Below are 14,441 nucleotides of genomic sequence, written 5' to 3'. Positions count from 1 at the left end.
AGGACGTCTAGGACCGTGTAGGGCGCTTCTTCACCTGGTCACGCATGTCCTGCTGTACGGCCAGGAACAGCAGCGCGATGTCGTTGTCGGAGTGCCCGGCGGCCACGTACTTGTCGTACTGCTCGTCACCGAGGATGGCGTGCGCCTTCTCCCGGGAGGACTCGGCGTCGTCGACCGCGGTCGACCACTCGTCGTCCGCGAACAGGGGGTGGGGGAAGGTGAGGACCTCGCCGTTGTCCAGCTCGAACTCCACCTCCTGACCGCCGAGGGCCTCGGTGAACTGCTGCTTGACCTCGGACAGGCGGTAGCGCTTCTTGTTCGGCTTGCTCACGTGCGTCTCTTCTCTCGTGCTGGGGGTGGCCTCGGGGTGAACCGTGGAAGGCTCCGCGGCGGCGGGGCTCACCCCTGGCCGCCGCCGCGGAGCCCGCTTGCGGGGGGCGGTCATGCTCACGCGCCGCCCGGGGTGGTGGTCGTGACGTTCACGGCCGGGCTGGTGCCGCCGGTGAGGCTCGCCGCCGAGGCGGTCATCTGCGCCACGTCGGTGCCCGCGAGCAGGCCGCCGAAGGTGACGGTGACCGGGGTGCCCGGGTGCGGTCCGCCCGCGCACGTCACGTCGCCGACCGCGATGTTCGACAGCGCCTCCAGCGCCGACTGCACATCCGCTGCGGCGGCGTTGTAGGCGATGCCGGCCGTGGTCTGCCCCGAGTACGTGAGCGTGTAGGTGCCGCCCGTCGGGCCGCCGGTGATGGCGACCTGCTGCACCTCGTTGGACAGCGGCTCCAGGTCGCGCCAGCCGGGCCCGTCGATCCAGGTCAGGCAGTCCGTGCCGAGGACGTCGTCGACGTACGCCTGGTACGTGACGCCGCGGGCGATCTCGGCCGTCCGCGTCCACTGCTCGTCCTCCCGGCCGGTGCGCAGCGCACTGGGCATGTGGCGGACGATGTAGAGCGGCTGGCCGGTGTTCTTGTTCAGGTCCTCGGCGATGAACACCAGCCGCCGGTAGCGGGTGGGCGGGGTCTTCGGACGCGACCACGTCCACGCCTCGGAGCCGATGACGGGCAGCGCACCCGGCCCGGACAGCGGCAGGTTCTCGTACAGCGCCACGGCGGCGGCGTTGGTCTCCTGCGGCACCCACTGCGCGGTGGCGGTGTCGGTCTCGACGTCGGAGCGGGTCGGAGAGGCGGACTGCCCCGACTCGACGTCGGAGGTGGACAGGTCGCCGGAGAAGGTGACGCCGTCGGTCGTGGTGTAGCCGACCGGGACGTACCCGGCGGGCAGGGTCTGAAGGACGCCGTCGACGTCGAACGGTTCGGATACCGCGTCGGCGGAGGCGTCCGCGGCGAAGATGGCGTAGCGGAGCGCCTTGCGGATCAGCGACGAGCGCAGCTCCGCGATGGTGGTGAAGTCAGCGGCCGGCATCGCGGCCCCCTTCCATGACGAAGCCCCCGCTCGGGCGGGGGCGGGTGGGTTGCCGCGCGTCAGGCGTGGGTGCTGGCGCGGGTGGTGAGCGTGTAGGTGGCGATCGCCCGGCGTACGGCGGGGTTGCCGTAGGGGACCGGCACCGGGCGCTGCACGGTGTCGACGGTGTCGATGACGACCTCGCCCGCCACGCTCGCGGCGAGCGCGTGGACGGCTGCCCGGGCCCGCTCGGCGAGCTGCCACATGGCGGCCCGGTCAGCGGCGAATGCCTCCACGTCGATGGTGGCGGTGTCGCTGGTGTGGCTGTCGGCGCCGCCCGCCACCTGCACGACGACCACCGGGCCGAGGGTCTCGACCTTTGGCGGGACCTCGTCGGTGACGCGCACCCCGGTCAGGTGGGTGCGCATGCCCTTCATGACGGCCAGTTCGATGTCCGGCCACATCAGCTCTCCCCGGTGCGGGCGGCCCGCCCGAGGATGCGGCGCCGGGCGGTGGTGCTGTCGCCGTACTCGTGCGCCTCGGCGTCCGCCCGGTCGGCGACCACCTTGGCGGTCGGCCGGCCACGGGGCCGGATCTCCTCCGAGACGGTGATGGACTCGGCGAACTCCTCGCCGATCTCGGCGCGCGCGAGCGCCTGGGCGCGCGGCACGATCTCCTCCGCCGTCTCCCGCAGGGCGTCCCGGACGGGGGCCGATTGCATGACCTCCGGCAGGCACGCCGGGTCGAACTCGAACCGGATCCCGCTGCTCATCCGCTCACCACCTTCAGGAACGCCTCGGTGTGGTCGAGGATCCCGGCGAAGCTGTCGTGCTCGCCCGGGTCCCCGTCGACCTCGTACAGCACCCCGCGGAACCGGACTCTCGACAGGGCGGTCAGCCCCATCGCGGGCGGTCCGGCCAGCCGCCAGCGGGTGACGACCTGGGTGCGGTTGTCGTTCTGCTCGGTCGAGGCGACGGGCTGCATGTTGCAGTCCGCCACGTCGCGTTCGACGTCCTCGTACACGTCGTGCCCGCGCTCGTCCTGCCCCGTCAGGACGCGGTCGATGACGGTGACCGTGTGCCGCCGCAGGGGGTTGGCCAGCGGCGGCATCAGGCGTCGTCTCCCCGGTTCAGGCGGTGCGCCTCGACGGCGGCCCGCCACTGCTCGGTGATCCCGACCGCGGCCGTCACCGCGAACGACACGGACTCGGTGCCGGTGGTCACCTGCTGGATCGCCGGGTCCGTGCGGTAGATGGTGCGGGCCTGGTCGATGACCGCCTCCGCCACCTCGCCCGGGACCGGATCGAGACCGTGGTCCCAGGCGACGGTGACCTCCGACCACTCCGGCCAGCAGCCATCCGGGTGCAGCAGCAGCCCGGCCTGACGGCGGACCTTCACCCCGGTCAGTTCCTCGCCGTCGACCTGGACGGAGTGCACGGCCACGACCGGGCAGGCGGGCAGGCGCAGCACGGCCTGTCCGCTGCCGTCGAGGTAGGAGGTGTCGTCGGTGACCAGCGACACCGGGTGCCGGACCTGCCCGCGAAACCGCCGGGTCGCGGCACGCAGTGCGGCCAGGAGCCGCACGTCGTCGGCGGGCACGTCCAGGAACTGGGCCAGCTCTGACGGGTCGGCGAGGTACGGGCTGGCCGCTGCCACGGTCAGGTCCCGGCGATGACGCCGCGCGTGCGCAGCGCGGCCAGCAGCGCGTTGTGGGCGTCCGCCGCAGCCGTGAGGCTGGCGAACGGACTGGCCACGTTGTTGATGGTCGGCGCCGTGCTGGCCATGCCGCCCAGCCCGACGGTCCGCAGCGGCGCCACCCGGATCACGGTCCCCGCCGCCGCGGCGTCGTCGAGCGCCATGCCGACCGCGTACAGGTCGCCGGGGTCGCAGACGAAGGCCTTGCCCAGGGTGCCGCAGCGGACCATGTTGCCCGGGTCGATGGCCTCTCCGGACTCCACCTCCCACACGGCCCGCCCGGACACGGAGAACGTGAACTCCTCGTCGGCTGCCAGGTCGGTGCCGTCGGTGACGCCGACGGGGATCTCCCCGGCGACGGCCAGCCGCATCACGGCCCCGTCGTCGACGGCCGCGGCCGTCGTCAGGAACCGGCGCTTGGGTGCGGCGCCGGACATCGTGACCTGGAAACTGCTCGTGCTCATGCGGTGTCCTTCCCCATGATCGTCTTGCGGTTCTTGCCTGCGGCCTCGGCCGCCAGGACCCGCGCGGTCTCCGTCTCGTCCGCCGTGGCGAGGTGCTCCAGCACGGCCGGGGCATCGTGCTCGGACGGGTCGAACAGCGGCTCGGGCTCTGCGAGCGCGCGCGTGAGCGGGCCCGCGCCTGCGCCCGTGCGGGCGCGGTAGCGCGCCTCGTCCTCGGCGCGGACGCGGATCCCGTCGATGGTCACCATCTTGTGCACCGGCATCAGCTGCCACCCCCGGCCGGCTTCACCACGATCAGCCGGTTCGGCTTCCAGATGACCTGCTCGGCGCGCAGCTCGGCACGGACGTAGACCAGGTTCCGCTGGGCGTAGTCCTTGTGCTGGTTGAACGCCAGGATGGACAGGCCCTCGACGTCGAGGAGGGCGACCTGCCGCCAGTCGCCGAGGATGACGGTGCCGGGGGTGAGCCGCTCGGACAGCGCACGCGCGCGGCCCCACGAGGTCGACGGGCCCTGCCCGAACGGGCCCTGCCCGAAGAACCGGTCGTTGGCGTCCTGCATGAGGTCCCATGCCTCGTCGTCCTCGGGGGACATCAGGCACGCGGTGACGTTGCCGCCCGGCAGCCGCGTGATCGCCGTGATGGCCTGACGGATCGCCTTCACCTGCGCCATCGCGTCCGGGCCGGGGGAGTACGTCAGTTCCTGCACGCCCGTGGTGTGCAGGATGCCCTTCGGCTCGCCGCCCGTCCCGGTGCCGTTGAGGAGCTTGTCCTCGATGACGTTGTCGAGGCTGTACTCCAGCTCGTTGTTCATGTACGTCGCCAGCGCCGGCGCGTCCGACAGCAGGGCGTTCGTGACGTCGTAGCCGTCCGCGTACGTGTACGGCTTGGCGTCCGCCAGCTCCGTCTGGATCGTCGACGTCGGCTTCACGGTCGCGTCACCCGGCAGGATCTCGTCCGGGACGATCGCCGCGTTCCGGGTCACGCCGGTGACCTGGAGGTACTCGAACGGGCCGTCGGCCTGGCCGCGGGTCACGAGGTCGAGGATCGTCAGGTTGTCGCGGTCGACCTGGTCGACCATCGGCATCCGGACCGGCTCGACGTGCCCGAGCGCCACCTGAAGGGGCGCGGCAGTGGCCTTGCGGCTGGCCAGCCACTCCTTCATCGAGCCGACCTTGATACGGCCGATGTCGACGGTGGACCCCTGCCCGAGGCCGCTGGGGTGCTGCTTGCGGAACGCGGCGTACAGGTCCGACTTGGTGAACCGTTCGCCGAGCGTCGCCGCGTCGGCCGCCTCCTGCCGGTCCTTCACCTGGAGGACCCCGGCCGGTCCGGCCGGCGGGGTGCCGGGCTGGGCAGTGGCCTTCCCCGCCATCGCGGCGGCGGCGGCCTGGGCGGCGTCCGCCGCCTGAACCTTCGCCTCGACCTCGTCGGTCTCGGTCTTCAGCTCGTTGATCCGGGTCACCTCGTCGTCGGTGAAGTCCCGGTTCTCCTCGCGTGCCTTGGCGACCAGGTCGGCCGCTTCCTTCAGCAGCGCCTGGAGCTTCTCGCGCAGCGTCATGTGGTCCTCCGTGCAATCAGGTCTCGTGCGGTGATCCACGCATCGACCTGGGCGAGCGACGGACCGGCAGCCTTCGCGGGCGCCTCGGGGGCGGCGGCGGGCGGCTCGGCCGGCCGGTGGCCGGTCTCCTCGGGGTTGCCCCGGCCATCGGGCCGGGAAGTCTTCTGCGGCTCAGCCGAGGCCAGCACCTCGCCGATCGAGGCGTGCGCGCTGGACAGGGCGTCGTAGTTCGCCTGGCTGAGCACCCGGCCGGCCTTCGCGCCGCGCACCAGATCGGCGGCCTTCGCGGCGAGCAGCTCGGTCTGCTGGTTCGCCCCCACCAGGCACGGCCCGACCTCGTACAGCCGACTGAACCGCTTGATCTCGTAGTACTCGCCCCACGGGTGGTTCACCAGGTCGTCGGTGTCGACCCAGCCGCCCTCCCCTACGTCGTACGCGAACGAGAACTGCTTGATCCGGCGGCCCTTCAGCAGGCCGTGCACGTGCTTCGCCGTCGGGTTGGTCTCCATGTCCTCGATCTGCGCGAGGACCTCCAGCCCGTCGGGCGTCTCGGTCGCCTCGATCACGCTGCCGATGTGGGCGAACGGGTCGCCCCACTTGTGCGACCAGACCACCGGGATCGGGTCGCCGGACGCCTTCCACTCGGCGAGGACCTGGGCGAACGCGCCATGCGCGACGACATCACCCATGGAATCCTCGTTGCCGAACACCGAGACGAGCGCCCGGAACTGGCCCTCGGCGAGGCCGTCGGCAGGACCGGCCGCCTTGATCCGGGCGGATGCTTCCTTGGTGCGGGGCACGGTCAGCCCCCCTCTCGTGTGTAGTCCAGGCGGCAGTTGCAGTTCGCGGTCTCGTCCGCGTCGCCGTTCGCGTCGCCCGGCCACCGCAGCCCGTTGGAGAACGTCCCGCCCAGCTCGACCGCGTCGCCGTCTAGCCGCACGTGCGAGGCACGCGGGTTCTTGCCGCCCGTGCGCCACACCTTGTGGGTCAGACCCGAGGCACCGGCCGCGTCGTGCGAGCCGAAGGAACGGGCCTCCGTCGCGGCGGTCACCGCGCGCATCCCGGCGGCCACGACCCACGACGCCAGCCCGGCTTTGAGGTTGTCGCGCCAGTCGCCCTCGTCACGGACGGCGGCGGTCGCCGCGGTGTAGGCGGCCTGCTCGTACTGGGCTGCGTGCGAGGCCGCGGCCACGGCCAGCCACGCCTCCATCACCGCCGGGTCCCAGCCATCCGCCTCCGGGTTCCACACCCCGAGCACCGACCAGGCACCGACCTGAGCGAGCCGGAATCCGTACCCGGCGATCAGAGCCGCTAGTTGTGCCTGCCGCTCCGGGGACTGCGCCGCCCACAGGTCGAAGAAGTCCGGCGGCCCGTCCGCCTTCGCGTCCGCGCGCTCCAGCAGCCCGTCGGCCTGCCGCTCGGCCCACCCGGTCAGGGCCGCGGCGAACGCGTCCCGCTCGGCGTCGAAGGTGCCCAGGTCCTCGGGCCGCCCGGCCTTCACGCGGGGCGGCCTCGCCCTTTTGGGAGCGTCTCCGGGGCGGTGTCCCTGGGCGAGGCGAGGCCGCCGACGATCACGTTCAGCGGTGTCACCAGCTCGTCGGTGCCGTCCACGTGCGGCAGGTTCTGCACCGCGCGCGCCTCCGAGCGCAGCATGTACGGCGCCCCGACGGCGGTCTGAAGCAGCGCGGCCTGCTCGGTGAACGAGCCGCGGAGCTTCGCTTCCAGGTTCGCCTCGACGTACAGGTTCGAGCCGGGCGCCAGCAGCGGCACCAGCATGGAGTTCAGGACGTCCTGCCACTGCGTGACGTACGGCCCGAGGCTGATGGTGAACAGCATCTGCCGGAAGGCGTCGATGTTGGAGAACGTGCCCTCGCGCGCGCCCACCAGCTCGGGGGCGATGTGGTAGGCGGAGGCGACCTCGGCGTCGGTGAGCTGGCGGCCCTCGATGTCCATCGTCTCGCGCGGGTTGAACGCGTTGACGGTCACCAGCTTCATGCCGTCTTCCAGGATCGGCGTGCCGCCTGCCTGCCCGGCCCGGCCGATGAAGGCGTTGAACGCTGCGGTGAACCGGTTCTTCGCGCCCTCCGACCAGGACGGGGCGTCGGCCGGCCGCTCGATGACCGTCGGGACTCGGGCGCCGTTCTTCCAGACCTGGCGGCGCCACTCGACGGCCTCACGCTGCTCGGCGAGGATCTGCTGCAGCGTCATCATCGGCGACGTGCCGTCCGCCCCGATCGTCGCGTACCCGTGATCGAACAGGTACGAGGCGGGCAGCATCACCACCTGCGCGGGCCCCCGCGACGAGATCAGGTACAGGGCGTCGGGCTCGTCATCGTCGTCGGCGAGGATGTGGAACCTGCGGGCCGGCTTCCTGCGCAGCTCGTACCCGGACGCTGTGTCGGCCGAGGGCAGGAGCTGCTGGCACCACCGGTCGTAGATCAGCCAGTCCACCAGCGTGGAGTGCCACAGCCGCGCGGGTGAGCGGTGCGGCGCGGGGTGGGCGAGCAGCTGCGCCAGCGGGTGGTCGGTGACCCGGCGCCGGTCGGTGTCGGACACGCGCTCGTAGACGTGCCACGGGATCGTGCACAGCTGACGGGCGATGTAGTCGACGACCTTGCGCACCGATGGCTGGGTCTCCCACACGCGCGCGGCCGCGGCCGTGTCGGCGTAGTTCGACAGCGGCACCCCCGGGTCCACCACCCGGATGCCGTTCGCCGCGAGGTAGTTGCCCAGCTGCGTCAGGTCGCCGAACTGCTCGGCCGCCTTGGCGAGCACGGGCACGCCGTCCTGGTCGATGACCTGCCCGCCGGGCCGGGCCTTGCGGCGTGGCCACCAGCGCATGCGTCCACCCCCTTCTCAGATCGCTTCGAACTCGGAATCCTCGTAAGCGGACTTCCGCTTGGGCGGACGGGCGAGGACCTCGGACATCGCGTCACACAGGGCGGACACGCCGTCGATCTTTTCGGCGGCGTTGGCCTTGTCCGGCTTGACGTTGCCCGCGGCGTCCATCGCGACGGCGAGGTTGTCGACCATCCACGTCATGACGGGGTTGCCGCCGTGTCGCAGCATCGGCCGGCCTCCCTGGCCGACGGCCCGCTCCCCGGAGAGCAGCAGCCGCTTGACGGCCTTCAGCGCCGGGGACATGGTCTTGAAGCCCTGGCCGACGCCGACCATCGGCGCCCGCTCGCCCTCCAGATCGTTCGTCAGTGACGTCGACGACCACCGGTCGAAGCCGAGGGCGCGGACGTCGAAGGCGTCCAGGTCCTGGCGGACGACCAGGCCGATGGCGTCGTAGTCGGTGACGTTGCCGGGCGTGGCCTTCAGCCACCCCTCCTTCACCCACCGCGTGGCCGCCCCGGCGGTGCGCTTGTCGAGGGAGGCCAGGTTGTCCTGCGGCGTCCAGAACCGCAGCACCAAGTCGAGGCTGCCGTCGCTGTCGTCGGGGAACAGCCAGGCCAGCGCGTTCAGGTCGGACACCGCGCCCAGGTCCAGGCCGCCGTACGCCTCGCGGCCCTTCAGCTTCGCCTCGTCGACGATGGCCTCATTCGCGCGCCAGGACTCCAGGGTCAGGTACTTCGTCACCTGCTTGGTGCGCAGGCCCAGGTGCAGCCGCTGGAACTTCGCCAGGTCCGCCGGCGACTGCTGCGCTTCGCGGGCCTTGCGTTCCAGGTAGGAGCGGGTGGGCGAGATCCCGAACCCGGGGTTGGCCGCACGCCAGCTCTCCTCGACGAACGGGTCTGCGTCCTTCGGGACCGCCCACACCACGCCGTACACCGACGGGTCCGAGAGGACGCCGCGGGCCAGCTGCTCGATGCGGGTCCGCTTGCGGTTGTAGATGGTCTCCGGCTTGCCGCTGTCCGCCGTGGTGATGATGACGATCAGGGGCTGGCGCCGGGAGCCGGTGCCGGTCTCGATGACCTCGACCATCTCGGGGTCCTTGTGGACGTGCAGCTCGTCGATGACCGCGCCGTGGAGGTTCGCGCCGTGCTGGGCGTCCGCCACGGAGGCGATCACCTCGAAGTAGCTGCCGCTCTTGGGGTGGATGATCTTGCCCCGGTAGGGCTTGACGTGGCCCTTCAGCGCGGGCGCCCGCTCGGCGAGCTGCCGGATCGGGGTGAAGACGTACCCGGCCTGCTGCTTCGTCGTCGCCGCGGCGATGACCTGCGCGCCGGGCTCGCCGTCCGCGCACGTCAGGTAGATCGCCAGGCCGCCCGACAGCGTGGACTTGCCATTCTTGCGGGGCACGTCGACGTACAGGTCGGTGATGATCCGGACGTACATGTCGGCGTCCGCGTCGAAGCGGACCCAGCCGAAGACGGGCGCGATGATCCATGCGACCTGCCACGGGTCCGGGACCAGGGGGCGGCCGGCCCACTGGCCCTGGGTGTGGCGCAGCAGGCTGAAGGACCTGATGACCTTGTCGACGCGGTCGGGGTCGAAGCGTGCGCCGGCGACGTCCCGCGGCTCGGGGGTCTTGATCAGCGGCGGGCAGTCGGGCAGCGGGATGCCGCGCGAGGTGAGGTACCAGGCGACCTCGGGCGACAGCTTCAGCCGCTCCAGCTCGGCGTCGTCGAGGAAGGCCGAGGGGGTGTCCTCGCCGGCCTTCCTACGCGAACGGGTTGTCGTCCTCGCTGCCATCGTCGGCCCCCCTGCTCAGGGCCTGCTCGGTCGCCGGGCTCAGGCCGAACTGGGCGGCGAACCCGCGCAGTTCCCGGCCGGCGTTGCGGGCCACGGCCACCGCCGGGTTCGCCACGGGCTTCTCGATCCGGGCCTCACCCCGGTAGGTGACCTGCATGACGGTCAGCCCGTTCTTCGTCACCTCGCGGCTCGCCCGGACGAACACCGACCAGGTCTCGCAGTAGGCCGACAGCATCGCCCGGTCCTCCTCCTTCAGCAGGTCGAGGCGGGACAGGCCGGGGGCGACGCGCCGCCACTCGGCCTTGGCTTCCGGGGACAGCCACGTCGGGGGCTTGGGCGGGATCCGCCTAAACGCCGGCCCGGGGTTGACCTTGCGGCCCCCGGAGTCGCGGCCCTCGGCGCGGCCGGTCAGCAGCTTCAGCGCGGCGGGCTGGGCGGTGCGCCCCATGAGACCACCTCCTGTGACCTGCGGAAACATTCGTCACTGAGGGTGATTGGGGCCCCGGACCCGGATTCACAATTCTGAGCGTGTGTGTGCCGAGCTGACGGCGCCGGGCCCCCAGCCGATCACCCCTGCGATCCGGACTCCCCTTCCCCCTGGGGGGCGGGGCCGGGGGTGGGTGCGCTGTTGACCATGTACCGTCCGGCGTCGATCAGCAGCTCTCCGAGCGCTCGATGGACCTCGCTGATGTCGACGCCGTCGGGGTGGACGGAGATCGCGATGAGGCCGACCTCGGCACGGACCTCGGAGCCGTCGGGCATCCCGACGGCCAGGCGGACGGTGCTGGTGATCTCTGCGGGCATGGGGTGAGCCTCCATGGTGTCAGCGGGCCTTGCGTCGCGCCCTGTTCGCCCTCGCGGCCTCGGCCTTGGACTTCACGAGGTGGCAAGGGCCGCAGATCAGGCCGAGGTTGTCGAGGTCCTCGGCTGCTCCGCCCTCGAAGATCGGCGTGATGTGGTCCAGCTCGTGCTGGTGCTCGCCGTCGGGGTCGTCGTCGATGCTGGGCTGTTCGTCACCGCATCGGTAGCAGCATCCGTTGTCACGTGCTGTGACACGGCGCTTGAGCGTGCGCCATCTGCCTGAGCTGATGCCGTACCTGCTGGCCTTGTCGTCCCTGCCTGCCCATGGGATGGGCTGGTGGTCGTCGCATCTGCCTCGCTTGGTGGCGAGGGCAGGGCATCGGGGGTCAGAGCACCGGGAGGGGGGCCGGGTAGGCACGGGGGGTACCTCCCGGGGGTGGTGTGGGGGCGTCAGGTGGTGGTGGGGGCAGCATGGTCAGCGTGTTGCATGTCCCCTTCAGGCACGTCTGGTGTCCCTCGGAGGACAGGTGTACGTGCTTCCCTGCCCTGGCGAGCAGGTGGGCAGCCTCTACAGCGTCTCTGGGCGCTTCAGGGCGAGCGGGCATGACACCTCCCTGATGGCACGACAAAGCCCCCGGGTTCAGGTCACCGGGGGCTCGTCGTGGGTCTGTGTGGGGCCCGTGTGCGGGCATGGCTGTACGCGGAAAGCGTGACAGGCAGCTGACCTGCGGTCAAGCGGACTTGATCAGAGCCCTCTTGGCGTGTCGTTCGAGGACGAGGGCGGTGACGTCGTCGACGGCGTACCAGGGCTGTCCGATGCTGCCGCCGGAGCGGTGGAGGCGTCCGCGCTGGACGAGCTTGCGGACGCCTCCGAGGGTGATGCCGAGCTGTCGGGCGGTCTGGTGGGCTGTGAGGTGGCCGGGCCGAATGATCTGCGACTCCATGCGTCCATGATGCCCAGGGAGGGAGGCGGAGAAGGGGACGATGAGCCCCTGAATCCTGGGCTCGGGTGCCTCCGATACGCCGCCTCCCTCGCCTCCCTGGCTGGCCATTTCCGCAGGTCATGTACAGGGAGGCGTGTCGGGGAGGCTCTTAGGGAGAACTCCCCGACCTGTGGGCGCCTCCCTACTCGTCGAGGTCGTCCTCGGCGTCGGCCGCGCGGTCGGCGATGGCGTCCACGATCCGCTGTCGGCTGACGTGCATGACCCCGCCGCCGGTCTTGTACTCGCCGTGCCCGCAGTCGTCGAGGACGCGCCGCAGGTCGCGGAACGACCAGCCGTCGTACTCGCCGGGGTTGTGGTCGCGGAGCCGGTGGAGGACGTCCTGGGTGCGCAGCTTCGGCTCGTTGCCAAGGACGGTCAGGATGTCCGCGAGGTGGTCCGCCGGCGCGTAGGCGGGCGTCTCCGGGGCTGCGGTGCCCTCGTACAGGGCCATCGCCCGATCGACGACCGGGGTGACCTCGTCGATGCCCTTCTCTGGGTCACGGGCGACGTAGTGGGCGCGGATGACCTCGAACGGCTTGCTGGTGAATCCGTAGGTGACGGCGGTGCCAACGTCCTCGCCGGGGATGAGCGTGGTCGCGGTGATGCCGGCCTTGTGCTTCCCGGAGCCGAGCAGGCCATCGTTGGCGACGTGGTCGCCGACCGCGAACGCGACGCGGTGGCTGGTGTTGCGGGTGACGTCGCGCGGAAGGCTGTCGGCGGTCGGGGACACCGTGACCCACACCAGGGTGATGGCCGTCTTGCGGGCCTTCTTCATCACCTTGATGGCCAGCTCAGCGGCCTCCTTGCCGTACTCCTTGTGCATGAACAGCTCGTGGCACTCGTCGAAGACGACGACCTTCGGCCGCATCCGCGGGTCCTTCAGGGCCAGCTCCCGCGTCACCTTCGTGGCGCCTTCGCCGAGTTCCTCCAGCAACTTGCCCCGCATCGTCACCTCGTCGCGCAGCTGCCGCAGGGCCTTCAGGGCGGCCTCGATGTCCTCGTCGTCGTCGCCCTTGACCAGCGTCTTCAGGCGCGGCTTCAGCGGGTCATAGTCCGTGTTGTACGCCATGACGTACGCCTCGACGATGACGAGCGGGTCGAGGATCGCGCCGAGCAGCAGAGCGATGACCAGGGACGACTTACCCGAGCCCATGATCCCGCCGACCATGTAGTTGGCGGCCATGAGCTTGCCGATGATGGCCTCGCCGCGCTGCGACACGGCGACGGGCACGCCCTTGAAGTAGTCCGTCGTGCCCTCGGTGAGCAGCGGCCACGGCGGCACCGCACCGGACAGGGAACCCTGGTCGGCCACCCACAGGTCGAGGACACCGGGCTGCTTCGGCGGCTCGGTCGGCCACACCTCGACGGGCTTACGGAGCAGGTTGTGGGCGAGGACGTTCTTCTTCCCGCTGATCATCTCGACGGTGACGCCCATGGGGAGCTGCACCTGCGTGTGGTAGCCGTTCCCGGACCGGGTGGTCGGGGACACCCAACGGGGCTGCCAGCCCTCCTTGATGGCCTTGTTGAGCGGGGCGATAGCCAGGTTGCCGAGCGCCTTGAGGATGGCGCCCTCGTCGGGGACGACGTCGCGCTGCTCGGGGTCGCCGGGCAGGGCCCAGGCCGGGGCGGTCTGCCGGTGCCGTCCGACGGCCCACACTCCCGCGAGGGCGATGAACGGCAGGCAGACGAGCAGCGGATCCCAGATGACGCCGGCGATGAACGCGACCCAGGCGACGAACTCGATGACGCCGGCGAGCGGGGTGAGGACGTCGGAGACGTCGTGGTTGGCCCAGGCGAGCATGATGCCGAGGAGCAGTAGGATCCCGGCCCCGGCGGTGGCGCCCATGAACAGGGCCTTGGGGGCGTTGATGGCCAGCTGCAGGAGTTCCATGCGGCGGCGGTGCCGGGACTGCCGGAAGATGTAGGCGCGCTGTTCCCAGTCGCGGGCGACGTCTTCCTGGCCTGCGGCTTCTGCGGCCCGCATCATGCGTTCGTGGCGGGCGGTGGTGCGGGAGTCCCAGGCCCTGCGGGTGAGGATCCGGGTGCCACCGACGACGTAGGAGCCGTGCCGGACGACGGCCCGGTAGGAGCCGTGCTCGCGGGCCTCGACGACGACGCGCCGCAGGTGGTCGATGCGTACCCGGCGGCGGGCGCGGGGGGTGGCCTCGACCGGGGCCGGCGTCTCGGTGGCGGGTTCGGGGGCGAGCTTGAGCAGCGACACCTGCGGGGCGTGGTGCCCGTTGACGCGCTGCTCGGGTGCGGTGTCGGTCATGCTGGTGGTCCTGTCTCCCTGAGGGGCGATGGGGCCCGGGGACGGTCGCTGACCTGGCGGGATGGGCCGTCCCCGGGGTGTAGCTACTTGCTCTTGCGGCGGGCGGCCTGCCGCTCGATGCGCTCGACCTTGCGCTTCAGGTCGGAGATGTCGACGCCGTCACCGCCTGCTCCGCGCTTGGCCATACGAGCGGTCAGGGCGATGACCTTCAACTTCTCCGTCGTGGTGAAGTCGGCGAACCGGATGTCGGGGTTGTCGGTCACGGGGTCCTCCTCGGACGGGCCGGGCTATCCGGCCCCACCGCACCCCCACGGAGCGAGCCGCGGGGGACGGAAGGGCCGGATCAGCGGTTCTTCAGCTCGGCGTTGATCTCGTCGAGCTTGCGCTGGTAGGCGGCGACCATGTCGTCCTCGGGGTGGAGGTGGCTGGTCCCGGAAATCGCCTGCCAGCGGGCGGAGCTGTCGCGGCACGCCTCCATCTGGGCGGCTTCGGCTCGCAGTTCATCGGCGGTAGAGCGGCTGAACAGGCCCATGACGGGCTCCTCTCGGTTGTGGGCTGGCCGGTTGGCCGGCCCCACCGCACCCCCGCAGTTGTGGTCAGGAGAGCCACAACTGGCGGAGGACGGAGGGACCG

Annotated in this window: 20 protein-coding genes; all 20 read right to left on the bottom strand. The window is 71.2% G+C overall.

Translation table 11 applies throughout. From position 1 onward, the window contains the following. Window positions 1-7: 7 nt before the first annotated feature. Complete coding sequence (locus GWK25_RS40980; RefSeq protein WP_308404452.1) at window positions 8-331, bottom strand: hypothetical protein; 324 nt, start codon at window positions 329-331, stop codon at window positions 8-10. 116 nt (window positions 332-447) lie between these two features. Further along, window positions 448-1,419, bottom strand: a complete 972-nt coding sequence (locus GWK25_RS40975) for a hypothetical protein (protein ID WP_251829260.1) — start codon at window positions 1,417-1,419, stop codon at window positions 448-450. A gap of 59 nt (window positions 1,420-1,478) precedes the next feature. Next, window positions 1,479-1,862, bottom strand: a complete 384-nt coding sequence (locus GWK25_RS40970; RefSeq protein WP_215456679.1) for a hypothetical protein — start codon at window positions 1,860-1,862, stop codon at window positions 1,479-1,481. After that, window positions 1,862-2,170 carry a hypothetical protein gene (locus GWK25_RS40965; RefSeq protein WP_215456677.1) on the bottom strand — a complete coding sequence of 103 codons (309 nt, stop codon included), beginning with the start codon at window positions 2,168-2,170 and terminating at the stop codon, window positions 1,862-1,864. The genes GWK25_RS40970 and GWK25_RS40965 overlap by 1 nt, the downstream gene beginning before the upstream one ends. After that, on the bottom strand, window positions 2,167-2,508 hold the full coding sequence (locus tag GWK25_RS40960; protein ID WP_037725872.1) for a hypothetical protein: 342 nt from the start codon (window positions 2,506-2,508) through the stop codon (window positions 2,167-2,169). Before GWK25_RS40960 ends, GWK25_RS40965 begins: the two co-directional genes overlap by 4 nt. Continuing rightward, the gene (locus GWK25_RS40955; RefSeq protein ID WP_215456674.1) at window positions 2,508-3,053 is read right to left on the bottom strand and encodes a mobile element protein; all 546 of its coding nucleotides are present in this window, start codon (window positions 3,051-3,053) and stop codon (window positions 2,508-2,510) included. Before GWK25_RS40955 ends, GWK25_RS40960 begins: the two co-directional genes overlap by 1 nt. A gap of 2 nt (window positions 3,054-3,055) precedes the next feature. Beyond that, window positions 3,056-3,556, bottom strand: a complete 501-nt coding sequence (locus GWK25_RS40950; RefSeq protein ID WP_215456673.1) for a capsid cement protein — start codon at window positions 3,554-3,556, stop codon at window positions 3,056-3,058. Next, on the bottom strand, window positions 3,553-3,819 hold the full coding sequence (locus GWK25_RS40945) for a hypothetical protein (protein ID WP_215456671.1): 267 nt from the start codon (window positions 3,817-3,819) through the stop codon (window positions 3,553-3,555). Before GWK25_RS40945 ends, GWK25_RS40950 begins: the two co-directional genes overlap by 4 nt. Then, complete coding sequence (locus tag GWK25_RS40940; protein ID WP_215456669.1) at window positions 3,819-5,114, bottom strand: phage major capsid protein; 1,296 nt, start codon at window positions 5,112-5,114, stop codon at window positions 3,819-3,821. Before GWK25_RS40940 ends, GWK25_RS40945 begins: the two co-directional genes overlap by 1 nt. Further along, on the bottom strand, window positions 5,111-5,914 hold the full coding sequence (locus GWK25_RS40935; protein WP_215456668.1) for an HK97 family phage prohead protease: 804 nt from the start codon (window positions 5,912-5,914) through the stop codon (window positions 5,111-5,113). The genes GWK25_RS40940 and GWK25_RS40935 overlap by 4 nt, the downstream gene beginning before the upstream one ends. 2 nt (window positions 5,915-5,916) lie before the next feature. Then, window positions 5,917-6,615, bottom strand: coding sequence for a hypothetical protein (locus GWK25_RS40930; protein ID WP_215456667.1), 699 nt, complete (start codon window positions 6,613-6,615; stop codon window positions 5,917-5,919). Beyond that, window positions 6,612-7,955, bottom strand: coding sequence for a phage portal protein (locus GWK25_RS40925; RefSeq protein ID WP_215456666.1), 1,344 nt, complete (start codon window positions 7,953-7,955; stop codon window positions 6,612-6,614). The genes GWK25_RS40930 and GWK25_RS40925 overlap by 4 nt, the downstream gene beginning before the upstream one ends. 15 nt (window positions 7,956-7,970) lie before the next feature. After that, entirely contained in the window at window positions 7,971-9,752 is a 1,782-nt protein-coding gene (locus GWK25_RS40920; protein WP_215456665.1) for a terminase large subunit, read from the bottom strand. Next, complete coding sequence (locus GWK25_RS40915) at window positions 9,721-10,200, bottom strand: phage terminase small subunit P27 family (protein ID WP_215456664.1); 480 nt, start codon at window positions 10,198-10,200, stop codon at window positions 9,721-9,723. The genes GWK25_RS40920 and GWK25_RS40915 overlap by 32 nt, the downstream gene beginning before the upstream one ends. 119 nt (window positions 10,201-10,319) lie before the next feature. Continuing rightward, the gene (locus GWK25_RS40910) at window positions 10,320-10,556 is read right to left on the bottom strand and encodes a hypothetical protein (protein ID WP_215456663.1); all 237 of its coding nucleotides are present in this window, start codon (window positions 10,554-10,556) and stop codon (window positions 10,320-10,322) included. Window positions 10,557-10,575: 19 nt separating this feature from the next. Further along, entirely contained in the window at window positions 10,576-10,971 is a 396-nt protein-coding gene (locus GWK25_RS40905; protein ID WP_215456661.1) for an HNH endonuclease, read from the bottom strand. A 313-nt stretch (window positions 10,972-11,284) separates the two neighbouring features. Continuing rightward, window positions 11,285-11,497, bottom strand: a complete 213-nt coding sequence (locus GWK25_RS40900) for a hypothetical protein (protein ID WP_215456659.1) — start codon at window positions 11,495-11,497, stop codon at window positions 11,285-11,287. A gap of 181 nt (window positions 11,498-11,678) precedes the next feature. Further along, window positions 11,679-13,808: an FtsK/SpoIIIE domain-containing protein gene (locus GWK25_RS40895; protein WP_215456657.1), complete on the bottom strand. Its 2,130-nt coding sequence runs from the start codon at window positions 13,806-13,808 to the stop codon at window positions 11,679-11,681. 83 nt (window positions 13,809-13,891) lie between these two features. Beyond that, window positions 13,892-14,071: a DUF6257 family protein gene (locus GWK25_RS40890; protein ID WP_215456655.1), complete on the bottom strand. Its 180-nt coding sequence runs from the start codon at window positions 14,069-14,071 to the stop codon at window positions 13,892-13,894. 80 nt (window positions 14,072-14,151) lie between these two features. Then, a complete protein-coding gene (locus GWK25_RS40885) occupies window positions 14,152-14,340 on the bottom strand; it encodes a hypothetical protein (protein ID WP_215456653.1) in 189 nt (62 codons plus the stop codon). Between the last annotated feature and the right edge of the window lie 101 nt (window positions 14,341-14,441).

It is taken from the genome of Streptomyces sp. ATCC 21386, from assembly GCF_018728545.1.
Lineage (GTDB): Bacteria > Actinomycetota > Actinomycetes > Streptomycetales > Streptomycetaceae > Streptomyces.
Note: the sequence above shows the minus strand (reverse complement) of the source record. Positions and strands in the feature narration are given on the sequence as shown.